Raw genomic sequence first — 19,968 nt, forward strand, 5'->3', positions numbered from 1 at the left:
TGCTATTTTCAAAAGGAGCAGATAATGAGACCAAAAGAAATTAACGCTATCATTCAAGCACAAACGGAAGATTTTTTTAAACAAGAAGGCTTGAAATATGTCAAAAAAGATATGGGATATGTCCAAAAAACTGATAAATACAGAGCAGAATACGGATTTGTATATTACGAATACCATCCTGAATATAGCTATGCTATTACTCTTTTTATACAACTTACAGATGTAGAAAAAATATATAATAAAATAGACGGTAGTAATATTTTAGGACCAACCTATGTTTTCAAATTATCTTACTTTTTAGATAAAAATAACTATATTAATAACAATAATCCCGAATGGACTATAAAACATCAAGAAGATATTGCTCCGTTTTCACAAGCACTGATGGATAACTATACAAAATATGTGAAAGATTTTATACCTTTCATCACACAACCAAAAAATATGCTCAATTTCTTATTAGCAGAAATTGAAACAGGGAAACGATATGCTATTCGTCAGGATAATTTTGCCAGAGCTTTAATTTTAATGAAACTTTTAAATTATCCTATGGAAGAAATTCAAACTAAATTAGCAGATTTTAAAGCCAAATTAGCTAACGTAGATGTACATATCAAACAAAAATACTATAAGGAATTAGATGATATCGTGACAGGTAATTGGGAGCAAATTGTAAATAATATGGACTGTATAAAAGAAATTGTAATAAAAAATTCTCCTGAAGATAATACACCCATTATTAATGTATTGGATAATGGCACTAGCTATTTATTATTTAATGAATGGCCTATGGATGATGACTATTTTTCTGATGATGAAATTGATAATTTTGAACAAATTTTATCATCAATTGTTGAAGCAAAGGCAATACAAGAAGATAGAGAAAGATTTGTCATAATGACCAATAATTTACAAAAAATTCAAAACCTACAGATTTATTTGGAAGAAAAAATAGGAAATACTTCTAAATATAACGACTCGCTATAAAATCATCAATGTTAAAAACTATACCAAAAAAGAATGGGAATAATTTTTAAAATAATTATAGAAAGATATTGAACAAATGTCTCAAATTCAAAACATGTCCCTTGAGGACATCATGGGAGAGCGTTTTGGTCGCTACTCCAAATATATTATTCAGGAGCGGGCTCTGCCGGACATTCGTGACGGTCTAAAGCCCGTGCAACGTCGGATTCTTTATTCCATGAATAAGGACGGCAACACCTTTGACAAGGGCTACCGTAAGTCCGCCAAGTCAGTCGGGAATATCATGGGGAATTTCCACCCGCACGGTGATTCCTCTATTTATGATGCCATGGTCCGCATGAGTCAGGACTGGAAAAACCGCGAGATTTTGGTGGAGATGCACGGAAACAACGGTTCCATGGACGGCGATCCGCCAGCGGCGATGCGTTACACCGAGGCTCGTCTGTCGGAAATGGCTGGCTATCTTTTGGCTGACATCGAGAAAAAGACAGTGCCGTTTGCCTGGAACTTTGACGATACGGAAAAAGAACCCACTGTGCTACCAGCTGCTTTCCCTAATCTCTTGGTCAATGGAGCGACAGGAATTTCAGCTGGGTACGCGACTGACATCCCGCCACATAATCTGGCGGAGATCATCGATGCCGTTGTTTACATGATTGATCACCCGACTGCTAAGTTAGAAAAGTTGATGGAGTTCTTGCCTGGACCAGACTTCCCAACAGGTGCCATTATCCAAGGGGCTGACGAAATCAAGAAAGCCTATGAAACTGGTAAGGGCCGTGTTGTTGTCCGTAGCCGTTGTGAAATCGAGCAACTCAAGGCTGGGAAGAAACAGATTGTCATTACTGAAATTCCCTATGAAGTCAACAAGGCTGTTCTGGTTAAGAAGATTGATGATGTCCGTGTCAACAACAAGGTGCCTGGCATTGCTGAGGTGCGTGATGAGTCAGACCGTACAGGTCTGCGGATTGCTATTGAGTTGAAAAAAGACAGCGATGAGCAAACCATTCTCAACTACCTCTACAAATACACTGACTTACAAATCAATTACAACTTCAACATGGTGGCCATTGATAACTTCACACCGCGTCAGGTCGGCTTGCAGAAGATTCTGTCCAGCTATATCGCCCACCGCCGTGAGATTATCATTGCCCGGTCTAAGTTTGACAAGGAAAAAGCAGAGAAACGCCTCCATATCGTAGAAGGCTTGATCCGTGTTATTTCCATTTTGGACGAGGTTATTGCCCTGATTCGTGCCTCTGAAAACAAGGCTGACGCCAAGGAAAACTTGAAAGTTAGCTACGGTTTCAGCGAGGAGCAGGCAGAAGCTATCGTGACCTTGCAACTCTACCGCTTGACCAATACCGACATTGTGACCTTGGAAAATGAAGAAGCAGCCCTACGCGAGCAGATTCAGACCTTGGCAGCTATTATCGGCGATGAGCGGACCATGTTCAATCTTATGAAGAAAGAACTGCGTGAGGTCAAAAAGCAGTTCGGCAATCCTCGTTTGAGTGAGTTACAAGATCAGGCAGAAGCGATTGAAATTGACACTGCCAGCTTGATTGTCGAGGAAGAAACCTTTGTCAGCGTGACCAAGGCAGGCTATATCAAACGGACTAGTCCGCGTTCCTTCGGTGCTTCAACGGTGGAAGAAGTCGGCAAGCGGGACGATGACCAGCTGATTTTCTTGCAGAATGCCAAGACAACCCAGCACCTCTTGCTCTTTACCAATCTTGGAAATGTCATCTACCGACCTGTCCATGAACTGACAGATATTCGTTGGAAGGATATTGGTGAACACCTGAGCCAGACCCTGATGAATTTTGATACCAATGAAGAGATTATCTTTGCTGAATTGGTAGAGAATTTTGACGAGGGGACTTATTTCGCGGTGACCAAGTTTGGACAAATCAAGCGTGTGGAGCGGAAGGAATTTGCTCCTTGGCGGACTTACAAGTCTAAGTCAACCAAGTATGCCAAACTCAAAGATGCGGATGATGTGGTCATCACCGTATCGCCTGTGGTCTTGGATGACATCATGCTCATGACAGAAAAGGGCTACGCTCTGCGATTTAACATCGAAGAAGTGCCAATCATCGGTGCCAAGGCGGCCGGTGTCAAGGCGGTTAACCTCAAGGATGAGGATGTGGTGGCTGCGGCCTTTATCAGCAATACCAGCTCTGTCTATCTCCTGACCCAGCGAGGTAGTTTGAAGCGGATGGCGGCGGAGGAAATCCCTGTGACCAGCCGTGCCAAGCGTGGCTTGCAGGTGCTTCGTGAACTCAAGTCTAAGCCTCACCGTGTCTTTGCGGCAGGTCCAGTCTTGACGGATCAGGGTGATTTTGACCTCTTTAGCACGGCAACTGAAGATGAAACGACTAGTCAAGTTCTTCATGTGCAGTCAAAAACAGGCAAACTCTATGAGGTCGATGTGACCCAGCTCAGCCTGTCTGAACGTACCAGCAACGGCAGCTTTATCTCAGAAACCATTTCTGATGAGGAAGTGTTGGCGGCATTCATTTTATAGCAAGCAAGCCCCCTACAAGGGGCTTTTTCGTGGCAAAAAGTCTTGATATACTACGTATACCAAGTATTGACTTACCAGTCAATACTTTAATCCATTAGTAAAAGGGGTTCAAGATGACACAGCAGTTTTCAAAAGCAGAAGCCAACGAGGCGATAAAAAAGAATTATAGGAAAGCTGAGAAAATTCTACAAAATAAGGATGATTTCGAGCGTTTCTTACAAAGTGTCGAGAAAAAATTACACCATGTGCCTGTTGTTGGTAGTGACCTGGCAGTTGTACCAGCTATGATTTCCTTGGTTCGACATTTTGCAGAGGGACGGTATCGCCATGTGCCGTTTGGAACGATTTTGGCAATTATAAGTAGCCTTATCTACTTTGTCTCACCAGTAGATGTTATTCCAGATCTGCTTCCTGTGGTGGGACTTGTTGATGATGCTTTAGTTATTAAGGTCTGTCTAGAAATGGTTAAATCTGACTTGGAAACCTATGATGAGTGGCGGATAAGAAATGGGTTGCTAGAGGAGAAAAGCAAGTAATTGTCAGAATATTCCTTGAACTTTTACATAAAAAACAGTACAATGTTTGAAAAAGTAAAGAAGGATGACACTATGACAGTAACAATCGACTGGGAAAACCTTGGTTTTTCCTACATGAAACTACCTTACCGCTTCATCGCTCATTTCAAAAACGGCCAGTGGTCTGAGGGGCAGCTGACTGAAGATGCGGAACTTCACATTTCAGAAAGCTCACCAGCCCTCCACTACGGCCAGCAGGCTTTTGAAGGCCTCAAGGCCTATCGCACCAAGGAGGGAAAACTCCAGCTCTTTCGTCCTGACCAGAACGCTGAGCGTCTGCAGCGAACAGCTGACCGCTTACTCATGGAGCCTGTTCCGACGGAGCTCTTCATCAAGGCCTGCAAAGAAGTGGTCAAAGCCAACGCAGACTATGTTCCTCCCTATGGAACCGGTGGCACCCTCTATCTCCGCCCGCTCCTCATCGGTGTCGGCGACATCATCGGCGTAAAACCTGCTGAGGAATATATTTTCACCGTTTTTGCCATGCCAGTTGGCAACTATTTCAAGGGCGGCCTGGCTCCGACCAACTTCCTCATCCAAGACAAGTACGACCGTGCGGCACCAAATGGAACAGGGGCAGCCAAGGTTGGTGGTAACTACGCGGCATCGCTCTTACCGGGCCAGTATGCCAAAAAGCAGGGCTTCTCAGATGTGATTTACCTGGACCCAGCTACCCACACCAAGATTGAAGAAGTCGGGTCTGCTAACTTCTTTGGGATTACAGCCGATAATGAGTTTGTTACACCAATTTCACCGTCAATCTTGCCCTCTATTACCAAGTATTCTCTCTTGTATCTAGCAGAGCATCGTCTAGGGATGAAGGCAGTGGAGCGTGAAGTCCTTGTCGAAGAATTAGACCAGTTTGTCGAAGCAGGAGCCTGCGGAACAGCAGCTGTAATTTCACCAATCGGAGGCGTTCAAATCGCAGACAAACTCCACGTTTTCCACAGTGAAACAGAGGTAGGACCAGTGACCCGCAGACTCTACGAAGAATTAACAGGTATCCAGTTCGGTGACATCGAAGCACCAGAAGGCTGGATAATTCCCGTAGAATTGTAAAAAAATAAAGCTTGCACTTGCAAGCTTTTTAGCTTTTCGATAAAATAAGAAAAGCGATATAAAAAGGATAATAAGATGAGTAAAAAAGACAAAAGAATAGAAATTCAGATTGTAGATGCTAAGGTGGAGCTTAATCACACAAAAGTTGATGGTTATGAACTTCTTGTAGCCAAAAAAGTAATTGGTCAGATCGCAGAGCTTGATGATCGTTTTGGACTTCTCAAGGATGGGAAAGTCGATAGTTTCTATAAGACTTTGGAACAGGCAATTGAAAAAATTATTGAAAATTATAACCTAAACCACTAAAAATACAATAAAAGGCTTGATTTTGTAAAGGAATTGTGTTACACTATTCCTTGTCTTGCGGAAAGATAGCGAAGAGGCTAAACGCGGCGGACTGTAAATCCGCTCCTTCGGGTTCGGGGGTTCGAATCCCTCTCTTTCCATATCTAAGATACTAAGGGCGTCAAACGCACAGTAAAAATAGGAAGTTGACAGCAAATCCTGATTTGCTAGGCGACTTATCTTTATTTACACAGCGTTTAGCCCGAGTTCATTTCAGAATACTATCTTAGAAAAATATTTTGGGGTATAGCCAAGCGGTAAGGCAAGGGACTTTGACTCCCTCATGCGTTGGTTCGAATCCAGCTACCCCAGTCTTGGTAGGCTCTTGCGAGTAACCTTGAAACATTAAATATATACCAAAACCCAGAATTGGCTGGGTTTTGTTGGAGGATTTTTTAGAATGAATGAATTTGAAGATTTGCTAAACAGTGTTAGCGAAGTGAACCCAGGTGATGTTGTCACTGCTGAAGTTTTGACAGTAGACGCAGGTCAAGCTAACCTTATCATCAGTGGTACTGGTGTTGAGGGTGTATTGACTCTTCGTGAATTGACAAACGACCGTGATGCAGACATCAACGACCTTGTAAAAGCTGGCGAAACACTTGAAGTGCTTGTTCTTCGTCAAGTTGTAGGTAAAGATACAGATACAGTAACTTACCTCGTCTCTAAAAAACGTTTGGAAGCTCGCAAAGCTTGGGATAAATTGATTGGCCGTGAAGACGAAGTTGTTACTGTAAAAGGAACACGTGCGGTTAAAGGTGGTCTTTCAGTTGAGTTTGAAGGACTTCGTGGTTTCATTCCTGCTTCAATGATTGACACGCGTTTTGTACGTAACACAGAGCAGTTCGTTGGTCAAGAATTCGAAGCTAAAATCAAAGAAGTTAACGCAGCAGAAAACCGTTTTATCTTGTCACGTCGTGATGTTGTTGAAGCAACAGCTAAAGAAGCACGTGAAGCAGTATTCTCAACAATTGCTGTAGGTTCAGTGGTTACTGGTAAAGTAGCTCGTTTGACAAGCTTTGGTGCCTTCATTGATCTTGGTGGTGTTGATGGGCTTGTTCACGTGACTGAGTTGTCACATGAGCGTAACGCTTCACCAAAATCAGTGGTATCTGTAGGTGATGAAGTAGAAGTTAAAGTTCTTGCGATTGACGAAGAAGAAGGTCGTGTGTCACTTTCTCTTAAAGCGACAACACCTGGACCATGGGATGGCGTTGAGCAAAAATTGGCAGCTGGCGATGTTATCGAAGGTAAAGTGAAACGCTTGACAGATTTCGGTGCTTTTGTTGAAGTATTGCCAGGTATCGATGGACTTGTTCACATCTCACAAATTTCACACAAACGTGTTGAAAATCCAAAAGATGCCTTGTCAGTTGGTCAAGATGTAACTGTTAAGGTTCTTGAAGTTAACGCTGATGCTGAGCGTGTATCACTTTCAATCAAAGCGCTTGAAGAGCGTCCAGCACAAGCTGAAGGTGAAAACAATGAAGAGAAACGTCAAACACGTCGTCGTTCACCAAAACGCGAAGTAAAACGTGACTATGAATTACCAGAAACACAAACTGGATTCTCAATGGCGGATCTTTTCGGAGATATCGAATTGTAATTAAGATAAAAGACTTGCAATGAACTGCACCCCAAAAGTTAGACAGAAAATCTAACGATTGGGGTGCTTTTCTTATGAAATTAAACACTAACGATAAAATCGAAATCTATCAGTTAAGACAATTCGGTTGGACTTGGTCACAACTCAGCCAACGATTTGATGTGAATAAGGCTCATCTAAAATACTTGGTTCGACTGATTGACAAACATGGATTAGACTGTGCTCAAAAAGGGAAAAACAACGACTATTCATTAGAATTGAAAGAGGAAATCATAAATGAAGTCCTCCTAAGAGGCCGTTCTCAACTAGAAGTTTCACTGGAGTATGTGCTGCCAAATAGAGGCACACTTCCCAATTGGATAGCACAATACAAGAAAAACGGGTATACTATTCTTGAAAAACCAAGAGGGAGACCGCCAAAGATGGGACGTAAGCGCAAGAAAACCTGGGAAGAAATGACAGAGTTGGAGCGACTTCAGGAGGAAAATGAACGCCTTAGAACGGAGGTCGCCTTTCTAAAAAAGTTAAAGGAGCTAGAGGAAAGGGACGAAGCCCTAGCGCAAGAAAGGCAAAGACAGTTAGCGAAATGGTCGCAGGAGGATTCCGATTAGACCTTCTTTTGGAGACTGCTAAGATGGCTCGCTCGACCTATTATTATCAGCTCAAACAACTGGCCAAAGAGGACAGGGATAAGGCTCTGAAGGCTGAAATCCAAGCCATTTATGATGAACACAAGGGCAATTATGGATATCGCAGGATCTATCTAGAATTACGCAATCGTTGCTACCTGGTCAACCACAAGAAGATTCAACGTTTAATGACAGCGATGGGCTTAAAAGCTCGTATCCGACGGAATCGCAAGTATTCATCATACAAAGGAGAAATTGGGAAGAAAGCTGATAACCTTATCAACCGCCAGTTTCAGGCTTCCAAACCTTATGAGAAGTGTTATACTGATGTGACCGAGTTTGCTTTACCAGAGGGGAGACTGTACTTGTCCCCTGTGTTGGATGGTTACAACAGTGAGATTATTGATTTCACCTTGTCACGGTCACCAGATTTGAAACAGGTTCAGACCATGCTTGATAAGGCCTTTCCAGCTGAATCCTACAAAGATACCATTCTCCATAGTGACCAAGGTTGGCAATATCAGCACCAATCTTATCATCACTTTTTGAAGACCAAGGGCATTCGTCCCTCCATGTCACGCAAGGGGAACAGTCCTGATAATGGGATGATGGAGTCCTTCTTTGGCATTCTCAAATCTGAGATGTTTTACGGTCTTGAGACATCTTATCAGTCTCTTGATGAGCTAGAACAAGCTATTACAGATTATATTTATTACTACAACAACAAACGCATTAAGATAAAACTAAAAGGACTTAGCCCTGTACAGTACAGAACTAAATCCTTTCAATAATTATTTGTCCAACTTTTTGGGGTCAGTACACAATGCAGGTCTTTTATTTTTCTTCTTTTCGTGGTATACTATTAGAGTCGCCACCCTTAGTGTAATGGATATCACGTAAGATTCCGGTTCTTGAGATGGGGGTTCGATTCCCTCAGGGTGGATGAACACCATGTAAAAAAAAAGCCTGTTAAATCAGGCTTTTTTAGAACGTAGGCCAACTTTATTTTCTGTTTAAACAAACTGAAAAGCTCTGCTAGTTTGAGATAGGGTTACCGATTTTGCGAGCGAAAGCGAGCCTCATCAGATACTTTTCGCCGTGGTAAAAGTGGCGAAAACATTAGTATCATACGCCACCAGGAATTTTTGAGACCTTAGGCTCAAAAATTAGGTATGGAATTCCGAAGGAAGTCGCTACCGTCCGCACCACTTAAGAAAAGTATCAAAAGAACTTTGTCTTCAATCTGAAAAAGCCTGATTTAACAGGCTTTTTTGTATCTTGTCCAAAAAGTTTTAGAATAGATGTCTGATTTTTTCAAAGTCGTCTTCTTTGAGATGTTATTTTTAGTCACTGATTCCTGTTTGCTCAACGTTTGTCAGGTGATTGTTTTTAAAAGTAAGAATCAGAGTCGCTCCTTTTTCCGTTTTTAGGCCACTAGACCAAATAGCTCTAATCTCTTCAATGTCAGAAGAATTTGCTTGGGACATGACATCTGGTTGTCCAAATTTATCAGAAATGGCTTTGAAAGTATCACCGGTTTGCTCACCATTGGTAATTTTCAGTGCATCAACATCAGATTTGCTCACGATTTCTTCACGATTAAAACGGAAATTGGAAATGCTACGGACGATGGTGCTATCTTGGAAAAGGTGGATGCTAACAGAGACTTGATCAAACTTCCAAATGTATTGTTCAAGAGTGACCTCACCAGCGGGGACAGATTGGTGTTCAGCAGGTTCGCCAAACATTTCTTTTAAAGTTGCTAAATTGGTCCCCCCTACAAAGTTTTCAGCAGCATTAGCGACTTTGATATCATTAAACTTTAAACGGATATCTTGATGGGCAGGAGTAGTATCTTGCTTAATGATGCTAGTGTCTAATTGTGTCTTAGTAGCTTCTTTTTTCTCTGTCGGTTTACATGCTGTCAGACCGGCTAAGGCTGTCAAAAGAGCCAGTGATTGTAATAGTTTTTTCATCATTAACCTCGTTTTGTGATAAATAGTTTGGGGGAATTCTTCATGGTTTGATAGAAAACATGGAAGATATCTGTCGCTTTTGATATAAATAAGCGAAAACAGATTTTAACTCAAGAGCTTCCAGTAGATTTGCTCTGGTGTAGGGGTATCAGGAACAAAATGAGTACTAAAGACAGGTGTTCTAATAGGGTTTAGCCTGTTGTCGTTGATCGTGTGATAATCTGTGATACTCGGAGACATTATACCATTTTTTTACCTCTCAAACAAGCTTCCCCCTGATAAGAGATTTATGTTGTACACCCGCTTGCAAGAGAGGTGTGTAGGCTGTAGTTTTACCATTGTAAGGACAGACGATGTGTTGAGAGATTTTTGTTTAAAAATATTTCTTTGGTTATTAATGATGTGTAACGTTAACTACAACAGCTGAAACGCCAAAAATAAAAACACCTTAAAAATGGCGTTTTTATGCGGTTTGTTGGCAATTTTTGGCAACAGTTGTAAAAGTTGAATCCTGTTTTATGGAGCCGGTGGGAGTCGAACCCACGTCCAAACATCTGCTAACACATTCGTCTACAACCATAGGTTATGTCTTGATTTAACTAATCTGCGGTACATAACTCAAACCTCAGACTAGCGAGCCTATCGTTCTCTTTTTAACTAGCTAGACAATAGTTAAACGTAGCTTGCTGTTTTAAGACCTTACGCAAAGCACAAGCAACCTTGGTAAAGTCACGTCTGCTGGTGTTTAGGCAGCTAGAGCGTAAGTGTTTGTATTTTTTGCAGTTATATTTAACTGAACGTTTACGCCGTCACGCGAGTCGCAAAATGTGCCTCATAATGCCTGTCGAATCCGTAACGACCCCTTATGAGTAATAATTCTTAGTAAGTATATCAAAAATTAAGTAAGCTGGCAAATATCAGCCTTATAAAATCAGGGGTTATCAGGAGATAGTTGCCTTTTTAGTAACATTTTTTAGAAAAATACGGTATAATGATAAGGTTACGATAGTTATAAATTGGGAAAGGGTAATCATGAAAAAAGAAATTTCCCCAGATATGTTCAACTACAATAAATTTCCAGGACCTGTTTTTATTCATTTTGATGATATTGTAAAATCGGATGATATTCAGTTTAAGGTTTTAGCAAATCATAAAGATGCCTTTGATGCGGATATTTTTGGTCAAAGGTTTGTTGAGTGGTTGTTAAAATATGACTATATTGTTGGTGATTGGGGCAATGAACAGCTGCGCTTGAAAGGTTTTTATAAGAATGATCGGTCTGTTGCGGGACATTTGAAAATTGCTCGCCTGGAAGATTATTTGAAAGAGTATTGTGCCTACGGGTGCGCCTATTTTGTCCTTGAAAATGTGGAACCAAAAGAGCTTGTTTCCGACGACGAGGCGACCAAACGCCGTCGTAGAAAACGTCGTAGATCATCTAGTGGAGTGAAGCAAGCGTTTGAAATGACCAAAATTGAGCGAGGAAAACGAGAAAATAGGCACTCAGATGACAGTGTTCCAAGAAATCGTGAGAACAAGCAACACTTTACCATCCGAAAGAAAGAGAATTAATCAATGACAGAAAATGTAAAAGTAGATCGACCGAAGCGTCGTCCGAAGTTAGAGGATATGCCAGGCTATAAGCCATCCATCTATGGTTTGACTCGTGATGAGTTGATTGACTGGGCTATGGAGCGGGGCGAGAAGAAGTTCCGTGCGACACAGATTTGGGATTGGTTGTATCGTAAGCGGGTCCAAACTTTTGAAGAAATGACAAATATCTCAAAAGAGTTTATCGCTAAGCTCAATGAGCATTTCTGTATTAATCCGCTGAAGCAACGGATTGTTCAGGAATCAAAAGATGGGACCGTTAAGTACCTTTTTGAATTGCCAGATAAGATGTTGATTGAAACGGTACTCATGCGTCAGCACTACGGTATGTCAGTCTGTGTGACTACTCAGGTCGGGTGTAATATCGGCTGTACCTTCTGCGCTTCTGGCTTGATTCCAAAGCAGCGGGATTTGACTGCGGGTGAGATTGTGGCGCAGATTATGCTGGTTCAAAAGTACTTTGATGATCGCGGTGAGGGAGACCGCGTTAGCCATATCGTGGTAATGGGAATTGGTGAGCCACTTGATAACTATAAAAATGTCATGACCTTCTTGCGTATCGTCAATAACGATCATGGTCTAGCTATTGGAGCTCGTCACATCACTGTATCAACTTCTGGTTTGGCTCACAAGATTAAAGACTTTGCTAATGAAGGGGTTCAAGTTAATCTTGCGGTTTCTCTTCATGCGCCAAACAATGACTTACGTTCTAGTATTATGAGGATCAATCGCTCTTTCCCGCTTGAGAAGCTTTTTGAGGCGATTGAGTATTACATCCAAACGACCAGTCGTCGGGTGACTTTTGAGTACATCATGCTTAATGAAGTCAATGATCATGTGGAAAATGCGCAAGAGTTGGCTGATTTGACTAAAAAAATTCGCAAACTCTCCTATATCAATTTGATTCCCTATAACCCAGTGTCTGAGCACGATCAGTACAGTCGCTCCACCAAAGAACGTACCGCTGCTTTTTACGATGTGCTGAAGAAAAATGGCGTTAACTGTGTCGTTCGTCAAGAACATGGAACGGACATTGATGCAGCTTGTGGGCAATTACGTTCAAATACCATGAAAGCAGATCGTCGTAAAGCAGTTGTGGAGTCAGCGGGTTAGTCAGATGGCTATTTTTGATAGACAAGGGGAGTTAACGTCCAGAGGGCGACGATGGTGTATGGCTTTTCTGGGGCTATATGTGTTGATTTTGGTTCTGCTTTGCTGGACGCCTCAGCCTTTTCAAATTGATGGTGTCAAAACGCCAAATGTTTTTCGGGTAGGGCAAATGGTCTTTCTCTTAGTTCCCTTTAACTCCTTTGTAGCTTTTGGGGAATTGGGGAGCTTTAAGGAAATCATTTGGGTAGTCGGGCAAAATCTGACTAATATCTTCCTGATTTATCCCTTAGTCTTAGGCTTGTTGTCCTCTTTTCCAAAAATCAGAAACATCAGTACTGTCTTACTCATCAGCTTTGCGATTTCTTTGACCATAGAGTCTGGACAGCTAGCGTTAGACTTGCTCATTGATGCCAACCGCGTCTTTGAAATTGACGATTTATGGACCAATACCCTAGGCGGTTATTTGGCTTATGTGACTTATATTTTGCTGACAAAGCGTATCAAATCTCTCGATTGAGAGATTTTTATTTGTGGAAGGAGTTTAGCATGCCTATCGAGCGTATCATGATTATAGGGTCTCCAGGTTCTGGCAAATCAAGTCTGGCAAAACGCTTGGCTGACAAAACAGGCTTGCCTTTGGTACATCTAGACCGATTAAACTGGCTGAATGACAAGGAGACCGTGACAGAGGATGTCTTTTTGGAGCATTTAACAGCTGAAATCGCCAAACGATCGTGGATTATAGATGGCAATTATGGCACTTCCATGGCAAAACGCTTGGCGCGTGCTGACATGGTTATCTGGCTTCAGGTACCGCGAGTCATTTGTCTTTACCGTATTGTCAAACGTTATGTGAAGAGCCTTTTTGTCAAAAATGGGGCAGGAAACCCTAAGCGCTTAGATTGGGACTTTATCCGATTTGTCTGGCATTTTCCAGAAAGCCAGTCACAAACGGAAGCCCTGCTAGCTGATTTTCCAAGTCTTAGGCTAGTAATTCTTTCTAGGAGGTTTGATCTGGATCAGCTTCTCAAGGCTATTGAAAAGGAATGTTATGAAAATTATTAAAAAACTTTGGTGGTTTTTTCTCTTGGAAAAGCGCCGTTACCTGATTGGGATTGTGGCCTTAAGTTTGGTGGCAGTGCTCAATCTTGTGCCACCGATGGTCATGGGCGCTATCGTTGATAAAATTGCCAGTCAAAACTTGACCGCAAATGACTTGGCAATCCATATCATTTATCTGATATTATCAGCGCTTGGTATGTATGGGTTGCGCTATGTTTGGCGCATGTATATTTTAGGCACGTCTTATCGTTTAGGGCAGTTGATGCGTTTTAGGCTTTTTGAACAGTTTACCAAGATGTCACCGGCCTTTTATCAAAAGTATCGTACGGGAGATTTGATGGCTCATGCGACTAACGATATCAATGCCTTAACTAGATTAGCTGGAGGAGGAGTGATGTCTGCGGTTGATGCCTCAGTCACAGCTCTGGTCACCTTGGCAACTATGTTTTTTAGCATTTCTTGGCAGATGACTGTCATTGCTGTATTGCCTTTGCCATTTATGGCTGTGGCTACTAGCCGTCTGGGTCGTAAAAATCATGAGAGCTTCCATCAGTCGCAGGCCGCTTTTTCTGAGCTCAATAATAAGGTTCAGGAATCCGTTTCAGGCATAAAAGTTACCAAGTCTTTTGGCTATCAAAAGCAAGAAGCAGCAGGGTTTCAAGTGGTCAACCAAGCGGCTTTTGAAAAAAACATGGTCTCTATGAAATACAACGCTATGTTTGATCCGCTTGTGATGTTGTTTGTGGGGGCAAGTTATGTGCTGACACTCTGGGTTGGTTCTTACATGGTCGAGGCAGGTCAGGTGACCGTAGGCAATTTGGTGACCTTTGTGTCCTACTTAGACATGCTGGTGTGGCCTTTGATGGCAGTTGGTTTTCTCTTTAATATCACTCAGCGTGGTAATGTTTCTTATGACCGCATTTCAGAATTACTGGACCAAGAATCGGATGTTTTAGACAGCTCGACGCCTCTTGCTAGTATTAGCAATGGTCGCTTGGACTATGCGATTGAGCATTTTGCTTATGAGGGAGAGCCGACACTTGAAGGCGTTCACTTTAGCTTAGAAAAAGGACAAACCTTGGGGCTTGTTGGTCAGACAGGTTCGGGTAAGACGACTTTGATCAAATTGTTACTGCGAGAATATGATGTCACCCAAGGGGCTATCCGATTAAATGGGCATGATTTGCGTGATTATCGTTTGTCTGATTTGCGTAGCCTGATGGGCTATGTTCCGCAGGATCAGTTTTTATTTGCCACGACTATCTTAGAGAATGTCCGGTTTGGAAATCCTGCTCTGCCATTGGACGACGTTAAAGCAGCGACCAAGTTAGCTCAGGTTTATGAAGACATCAAGGCCATGCCTGAAGGGTTTGATACGCTAATCGGAGAAAAGGGAGTCTCTTTGTCTGGCGGACAAAAACAACGCTTGGCCATGAGCCGTGCCATGATTTTAAATCCCGATATTTTGATTTTGGACGATAGTTTGTCGGCTGTTGATGCCAAGACTGAGCACGCTATTATCGAAAATCTGAAAGACACGCGTGAGAACAAGACAACCATCATCACCGCCCACAGGCTATCTGCGGTGGTTCATGCCGATTTGATTTTGGTCATGCAGGATGGAAAAATCCTTGAGCGAGGAAGTCATGAAGAGCTTTTAGCTCAAAATGGCTGGTACGCCGAGACTTATGCTGCCCAGCAGTTAGAAATGGAGGAGCTCTAATGTCAACGAAATCAAACCAATGGGCAGTCTTTAAACGGCTCCTGTCCTATCTGAGCCATTACAAGGGATTAACGGTTTTGGCTCTTGCCTTTCTTTTGGCAACGACGGTTTTGCAGACAGTGATTCCGCTTGTTGCTAGCCGTTTTATCGATGATTATCTGGGTAATGTCACCCAGAGAGCGGGGCTGATTTTAGTGGGATATTACCTGCTTTACCTGTTGCGTGCTGCCTTTTCTTATCTTGGCAATCTGCTATTTGCTCGTGTGTCTTACAGTATTGTCCGGGATATCCGTAGAGATGCTTTTGCTAATATGGAGCGTTTAGGCATGTCTTATTTTGACAAAACACCGGCTGGTTCCATCGTATCTCGTCTGACAAATGATACCGAATCTATCAGTGAGATGTTTTCTGGACTGTTGGCTAGTTTTATCTCAGCCATTTTCGTCTTTACGGTAACCCTTTACACTATGCTTGTCTTAGATATCAAGTTAACGGGTCTAGTAGTGATTTTTCTACCTTTTATCTTTATCTTGGTCAATCTCTACCGTAAAAAATCCACGAGTGTGATTGAGAAGACTCGCTCCCTCTTATCGGATATTAACGCTAAGCTAGCTGAAAGTATTGAGGGGATTCGCATCATTCAGGCCTTTAATCAGGAGGAACGCCTCAAAGCTGAATTTGATGCCATCAACGAAGAGCATGTCCTTTATTCCAATCGTTTTATGGCGTTAGATAGCCTGATGCTTCGCCCTGCTATGTCCCTTTTAAAGCTATTAGTTTACGCTGCTATCATGGCTTATTTTGGCCTGTCTGGTATGAAACTTGCTGTGACAGCAGGGACAATTTACGCTTTTATCCAGTATGCTAACCGACTCTTTGACCCGCTAATTGAGGTCAGTCAAAATTTTTCAACCCTGCAGACATCGATGGTATCTGCTGGTCGCGTTTTTAAACTGATTGATGAAAGCAATCATGAACCTGTTCAAGAAGAACACAGCAATGCTCAAGTGACGGAAGGAAACATCGCCTTTAAAAATGTTTGCTTTTCTTATGATGGCAAGCGCCAAATTCTAGACAATATTTCCTTTGAAGTGAAAAAAGGGGAAACAATCGCTTTTGTTGGACACACTGGCTCTGGAAAATCCTCTATTATCAACGTCTTTATGCGTTTTTATGAATTTTCACAAGGTCAAGTCCTGATTGATGGTCTTGATATCAGGCAGTATCCCCAGTCAGAACTCCGTAAGTCCATCGGCTTGGTCTTGCAAGACCCTTTTCTCTATCATGGCACCATTAAGTCAAATATCGCCATGTATCAAGAGGTGACGGACGAAGAAATCCAGGCAGCAGCTGCCTTTGTTGATGCTGATCAGTTTATCCAGAAATTACCTGAAGCATATGATACTCCTGTTTCAGAGCGTGGGGCATCATTCTCGACAGGTCAGCGTCAGCTATTGGCCTTTGCAAGAACAGTAGCCAGTCAGCCTAAAATTCTCATTTTAGATGAAGCGACGGCAAATATTGATTCTGAGACAGAAAGTATCGTGCAAGCTTCCCTGGCCAAGATGAGACAAGGGCGTACGACGATTGCTATTGCTCACCGTTTATCTACCATTCAAGATGCGAACTGTATCTACGTGCTTGACAAGGGGCGCATCATTGAATCTGGGACGCACGAAGAGCTATTGGCACTTGGCGGAACCTACTACAAGATGTATGAGCTGCAATCGGGTTCTTTAAAAAACTAGAAAGTAGCTAAATATAGTGGTGTTGCCTATCTGTGAGAGCTTCTTAGCAAAGATTAGAGAACTCCAATCCAAGAAGCCACTAGAACAGTCCCGTAACCCAATAGTAAAAATGGTAAAAAGGCAATGGTTTTACTGTTATTGAGTTTTAGCATATAGAAGACAATCCCAAGCAGACTTGCTATCTGAATAATCCAAAGAATTTGAACCACTGTTAGGCCTAACCCCAAACTGGCAAGGTAAAAAAAGTCGCCAGCACCGATACCAATATTGTTAATTAGGGTTACAAATCCTAAGAGGCAAAAGATTAGAAACGTCAGATTGGCAGGATAAAAGAGCAGAAGTAACAAGGTTAGGCCTAGCCAGATAATGAGCGGATATTCTTGAGATTTGATATCATAGCAGGAGAGAATGATTCCCAAAGTTACTGTTATAAGATAAAAAATGATTTCCATACTTAGTTATTCGATAATCTGAGTCAAAATGGTAAAATACACTCATCAGAGGCGAGGAGGAGATGCGATGGCAAAGAAATTATTTGTCGTGGGAGATATTCATGGTCAGTTTGATCTTTTGCAAGAATTGCTCAAGCATTGGGACAGAGAAAGTCAGGATTTGGTTTTCTTGGGAGATTTAGCAGATCGTGGTCCAAAGTCCAAAGAGGTTTTTGAGCTGGTGATGGATTTAGTGGCTAGAGAACAAGCAGTCTGCGTGGTTGGCAATCATGAGGACATGATGTTGCGCTGGCTAAAAAATCCAGAGGACAAAATGGACTGGTATCTGAGAAACGGCGCTAAAGAAACCTTCGATAGTTTATTTTACCCTGGTATTACAGCGGAAAAGACACCATTGGAAATTGCAGAGCTTCTTAAGACAGAGTATGCGGACGTTTTGGATTTCATTACCGAACTCCCGACTTATTTTGAACATCAATATGCTATCTGTGTCCATGCAGGTTTTGATTTGACCTTAGATAATTACCGAGAGACTTCTCGGTATGATGCGATGTGGATTCGAGAAGCTTTTTATCGGAGTTCTGTAGTGCCTGATAAGTTAATTGTTCATGGGCATACGCCAGTTATTGATATTCGTCAAGATAAACGTCAAACCCAAGTCCTCTATCAGAAGAATAAACTGAATATCGACGGTGGAGCTGTCTATGGCGGTAGCCTTCATGGGGTTATTATTGGCGAAGAAGGGCTGGAAGCAGATTATCAGATTTTTCATCCCCATTATCTTATTGATAACTAAAGGTCGTAAAAATAATGCAACCGTTTGCGAAAATCACTTGAAAAGAAGTGGTTTTTTTGTTACTATTTTTATATGAAAACCCTTTATGATGTACAACAATTGTTAAAGCATTTCGGCATCATTGTCTATCTCGGCAAGCGACTTTATGATATTGAACTGATGAAAATTGAGCTTCGTAGCCTCTATGATAATGGCCTGATTAACCAAGAAGACTATCTGGTTGCTGAATTGATATTACGACGTGAACATCGCTTAGAAATGGAGAAAGAAATAAATGACAAAAAAACTTTTAGGGATTGACCTTGGTGGAACCACTGTAAAATTTGGCATTTTAACCTTTGATGGTCAAGTGCAAGAGAAATGGGCTATTGAAACCAATATCCTTGGCAATGGGCAAAAAATTGTGCCTGATATTGTCGCTTCCATTAAGCACCATTTGGCATTGTATGGTTTGACCAAGGAGGATTTTGCAGGTATCGGTATGGGCTCTCCAGGAGCGGTGGACCGTGAGAAAAAAACGGTGACTGGTGCTTTCAATCTTGGTTGGGTAGAGACACAGGAAGTCGGATCGATTATCGAAGCGGAGCTGGGTATTCCTTTTGCTATCGACAATGATGCCAATGTGGCGGCACTTGGTGAGCGCTGGGTCGGTGCTGGAGCTAACAATCCAGATGTCGTTTTTGTTACCCTAGGAACGGGAGTCGGCGGAGGAGTTATTGCTGATGGCAATCTCATTCATGGCGTAGCTGGAGCTGGTGGAGAAATTGGTCATATCGTTGTTGAAACAGGCTCAGATGCTTTTGATTGTACTTGTGGTAGTCTAGGCTGTCTTGAAACAGTTGCTTCGGCTACAGGAGTGGTTCGTTTGGCGCGTCAAATGGCAGAGCAGTACGAAGGCGACTCTCCAATCAAAGCTGCAGTTGATAACGGCGATGTGAGTTCTAAAGCTATTTTTGATGCTGCGCAAGCAGGTGATGCTTTTGCTAACCGTATTGTTGATCGATTTACCTTTTATTTGGGGCTTGCAACAGCCAATATTTCGAACATTCTCAATCCTGATTCTGTGGTTATCGGAGGAGGGGTCTCTGCTGCGGGAGAATTTCTACGTAGCCGTGTGGAAGAACATTTCAAAAAATACACTTTCCCACAAGTTCGTCAAACCACCAAGATTAAACTGGCTGAGTTAGGTAATGATGCAGGTATCATTGGTGCTGCTAGTCTCGCACGACTTTTGTCAGGAGAGTAAGGAGTAGCCATGTCACCATTTTCAATGATTCTTTGGTTGATTATTTGTGTCTGGACACTCCTATTAGTTTGGAATTATATTCGTGTCCGTAGGGCGGCTACTTTTCTTAAGGCTGAGGAGTTTGAAGCGAAATTAAATGGGGCACAACTGGTTGATATTCGAAAACCAGAATCTTTTCAAAAAGGGCATATCCTAAGAGCTAGGAATTTACCTGCTGCCACCTTTAGCCAGTCTATTGGTGCGCTTCGAAAGGATAAACCGATTTTGCTCTATGATGAGACTAGAGGTTCTGATTTGGCGCGAGTCATCCTTTTGCTGAAAAAATCAGGTTACCGAGATGTCTATGTTCTAAAAAATGGATTTAGTCATTGGACTGGAAAAATTATTCGTTAAAAAGCTGGGTCTGCCCAGCCTTTTGTTGATTATTTTTATAGTACACAAATTGCCATTATTATAGCACAGACTTTCAGACCTGGAAGTTCTTACTGTGGTTATTAGTGATGGATTGGTGTA

Annotated in this window: 19 protein-coding genes, 3 tRNA genes and 1 other RNA gene; 20 read left to right on the forward strand and 3 right to left on the reverse strand. The window is 42.1% G+C overall.

Annotation, left to right across the window (positions count from 1 at the left end):
* The first annotated feature begins 24 nt into the window (after positions 1-24).
* The 10 genes from G575_RS0103365 to G575_RS0103415 all read left to right on the forward strand — a co-directional run bounded on the left by G575_RS0103365 (position 25) and on the right by G575_RS0103415 (position 8,674).
* Positions 25-987 carry a hypothetical protein gene (locus G575_RS0103365; RefSeq protein WP_027971456.1) on the forward strand — a complete coding sequence of 321 codons (963 nt, stop codon included), beginning with the start codon at positions 25-27 and terminating at the stop codon, positions 985-987.
* Between the two features lie 76 nt (positions 988-1,063).
* Positions 1,064-3,517, forward strand: a complete 2,454-nt coding sequence (parC, locus tag G575_RS0103370) for a DNA topoisomerase IV subunit A (RefSeq protein WP_027971457.1) — start codon at positions 1,064-1,066, stop codon at positions 3,515-3,517.
* A gap of 113 nt (positions 3,518-3,630) precedes the next feature.
* Entirely contained in the window at positions 3,631-4,053 is a 423-nt protein-coding gene (locus tag G575_RS0103375) for a YkvA family protein (RefSeq protein ID WP_027971458.1), read from the forward strand.
* Positions 4,054-4,095: 42 nt separating this feature from the next.
* Entirely contained in the window at positions 4,096-5,151 is a 1,056-nt protein-coding gene (locus tag G575_RS0103380) for a branched-chain amino acid aminotransferase (protein WP_083958836.1), read from the forward strand.
* Positions 5,152-5,226: 75 nt separating this feature from the next.
* Positions 5,227-5,457, forward strand: coding sequence for a DUF2969 domain-containing protein (locus tag G575_RS0103385; RefSeq protein ID WP_027971460.1), 231 nt, complete (start codon positions 5,227-5,229; stop codon positions 5,455-5,457).
* Between the two features lie 59 nt (positions 5,458-5,516).
* Positions 5,517-5,597, forward strand: a tRNA-Tyr gene (locus G575_RS0103390).
* Positions 5,598-5,736: 139 nt separating this feature from the next.
* Positions 5,737-5,808: transfer RNA gene (locus G575_RS0103395), tRNA-Gln, on the forward strand.
* 88 nt (positions 5,809-5,896) lie between these two features.
* The gene (gene rpsA / locus G575_RS0103400) at positions 5,897-7,102 is read left to right on the forward strand and encodes a 30S ribosomal protein S1 (RefSeq protein WP_027971461.1); all 1,206 of its coding nucleotides are present in this window, start codon (positions 5,897-5,899) and stop codon (positions 7,100-7,102) included.
* A 74-nt stretch (positions 7,103-7,176) separates the two neighbouring features.
* Positions 7,177-8,522 (forward strand): IS3 family transposase gene (locus G575_RS0103410; protein ID WP_169365890.1). Its coding sequence is split into 2 segments (ribosomal slippage): positions 7,177-7,633 and positions 7,633-8,522, totalling 1,347 coding nucleotides; the frame shifts between segments, so codons are not numbered across the junction.
* An 80-nt stretch (positions 8,523-8,602) separates the two neighbouring features.
* A tRNA-Arg gene (locus tag G575_RS0103415) sits at positions 8,603-8,674 on the forward strand.
* A gap of 400 nt (positions 8,675-9,074) precedes the next feature.
* On the opposite strand, the gene G575_RS0103420 is transcribed toward G575_RS0103415, so the two are convergent.
* Together G575_RS0103420 and ssrA are read right to left on the reverse strand one after the other, a co-directional pair.
* Positions 9,075-9,707 carry a DUF3862 domain-containing protein gene (locus tag G575_RS0103420; protein WP_027971464.1) on the reverse strand — a complete coding sequence of 211 codons (633 nt, stop codon included), beginning with the start codon at positions 9,705-9,707 and terminating at the stop codon, positions 9,075-9,077.
* Between the two features lie 516 nt (positions 9,708-10,223).
* Positions 10,224-10,570, reverse strand: a transfer-messenger RNA (tmRNA) gene (gene ssrA, locus G575_RS11860).
* Between the two features lie 169 nt (positions 10,571-10,739).
* On the opposite strand from ssrA, the gene G575_RS0103425 reads away from it, so the two are divergent.
* The 6 genes from G575_RS0103425 to G575_RS0103450 are packed head-to-tail and all read left to right on the forward strand — an operon-like array spanning position 10,740 to position 16,961.
* Entirely contained in the window at positions 10,740-11,279 is a 540-nt protein-coding gene (locus G575_RS0103425; protein WP_027971465.1) for a YutD family protein, read from the forward strand.
* 3 nt (positions 11,280-11,282) lie between these two features.
* Positions 11,283-12,431, forward strand: coding sequence for a dual-specificity RNA methyltransferase RlmN (gene rlmN, locus G575_RS0103430; protein ID WP_037622591.1), 1,149 nt, complete (start codon positions 11,283-11,285; stop codon positions 12,429-12,431).
* 4 nt (positions 12,432-12,435) lie between these two features.
* A complete protein-coding gene (locus G575_RS0103435) occupies positions 12,436-12,945 on the forward strand; it encodes a VanZ family protein (protein ID WP_027971467.1) in 510 nt (169 codons plus the stop codon).
* A 29-nt stretch (positions 12,946-12,974) separates the two neighbouring features.
* The gene (locus tag G575_RS0103440; RefSeq protein ID WP_027971468.1) at positions 12,975-13,493 is read left to right on the forward strand and encodes an AAA family ATPase; all 519 of its coding nucleotides are present in this window, start codon (positions 12,975-12,977) and stop codon (positions 13,491-13,493) included.
* Complete coding sequence (locus G575_RS0103445) at positions 13,480-15,213, forward strand: ABC transporter ATP-binding protein (RefSeq protein ID WP_037622594.1); 1,734 nt, start codon at positions 13,480-13,482, stop codon at positions 15,211-15,213. The genes G575_RS0103440 and G575_RS0103445 overlap by 14 nt, the downstream gene beginning before the upstream one ends.
* Positions 15,213-16,961, forward strand: coding sequence for an ABC transporter ATP-binding protein (locus G575_RS0103450; protein WP_027971470.1), 1,749 nt, complete (start codon positions 15,213-15,215; stop codon positions 16,959-16,961). The genes G575_RS0103445 and G575_RS0103450 overlap by 1 nt, the downstream gene beginning before the upstream one ends.
* Before the next feature lie 53 nt (positions 16,962-17,014).
* Here G575_RS0103450 and G575_RS0103455 read toward each other — a convergent pair whose 3' ends face one another.
* The gene (locus tag G575_RS0103455) at positions 17,015-17,413 is read right to left on the reverse strand and encodes an A24 family peptidase (RefSeq protein WP_027971471.1); all 399 of its coding nucleotides are present in this window, start codon (positions 17,411-17,413) and stop codon (positions 17,015-17,017) included.
* A 67-nt stretch (positions 17,414-17,480) separates the two neighbouring features.
* Here G575_RS0103455 and G575_RS0103460 point away from each other — a divergent pair, with 67 nt between their 5' ends.
* From G575_RS0103460 to G575_RS0103475, 4 genes are all read left to right on the forward strand, one after another.
* Positions 17,481-18,209 carry a metallophosphoesterase gene (locus G575_RS0103460; protein WP_027971472.1) on the forward strand — a complete coding sequence of 243 codons (729 nt, stop codon included), beginning with the start codon at positions 17,481-17,483 and terminating at the stop codon, positions 18,207-18,209.
* A 72-nt stretch (positions 18,210-18,281) separates the two neighbouring features.
* On the forward strand, positions 18,282-18,509 hold the full coding sequence (locus tag G575_RS0103465; protein ID WP_027971473.1) for a YqgQ family protein: 228 nt from the start codon (positions 18,282-18,284) through the stop codon (positions 18,507-18,509).
* Entirely contained in the window at positions 18,484-19,455 is a 972-nt protein-coding gene (locus G575_RS0103470; RefSeq protein ID WP_027971474.1) for an ROK family glucokinase, read from the forward strand. Before G575_RS0103465 ends, G575_RS0103470 begins: the two co-directional genes overlap by 26 nt.
* A 9-nt stretch (positions 19,456-19,464) precedes the next feature.
* Complete coding sequence (locus tag G575_RS0103475) at positions 19,465-19,848, forward strand: rhodanese-like domain-containing protein (RefSeq protein WP_027971475.1); 384 nt, start codon at positions 19,465-19,467, stop codon at positions 19,846-19,848.
* Positions 19,849-19,968: the final 120 nt, after the last annotated feature.

The sequence above is a fragment of the Streptococcus plurextorum DSM 22810 genome (assembly GCF_000423745.1).
GTDB lineage: Bacteria > Bacillota > Bacilli > Lactobacillales > Streptococcaceae > Streptococcus > Streptococcus plurextorum.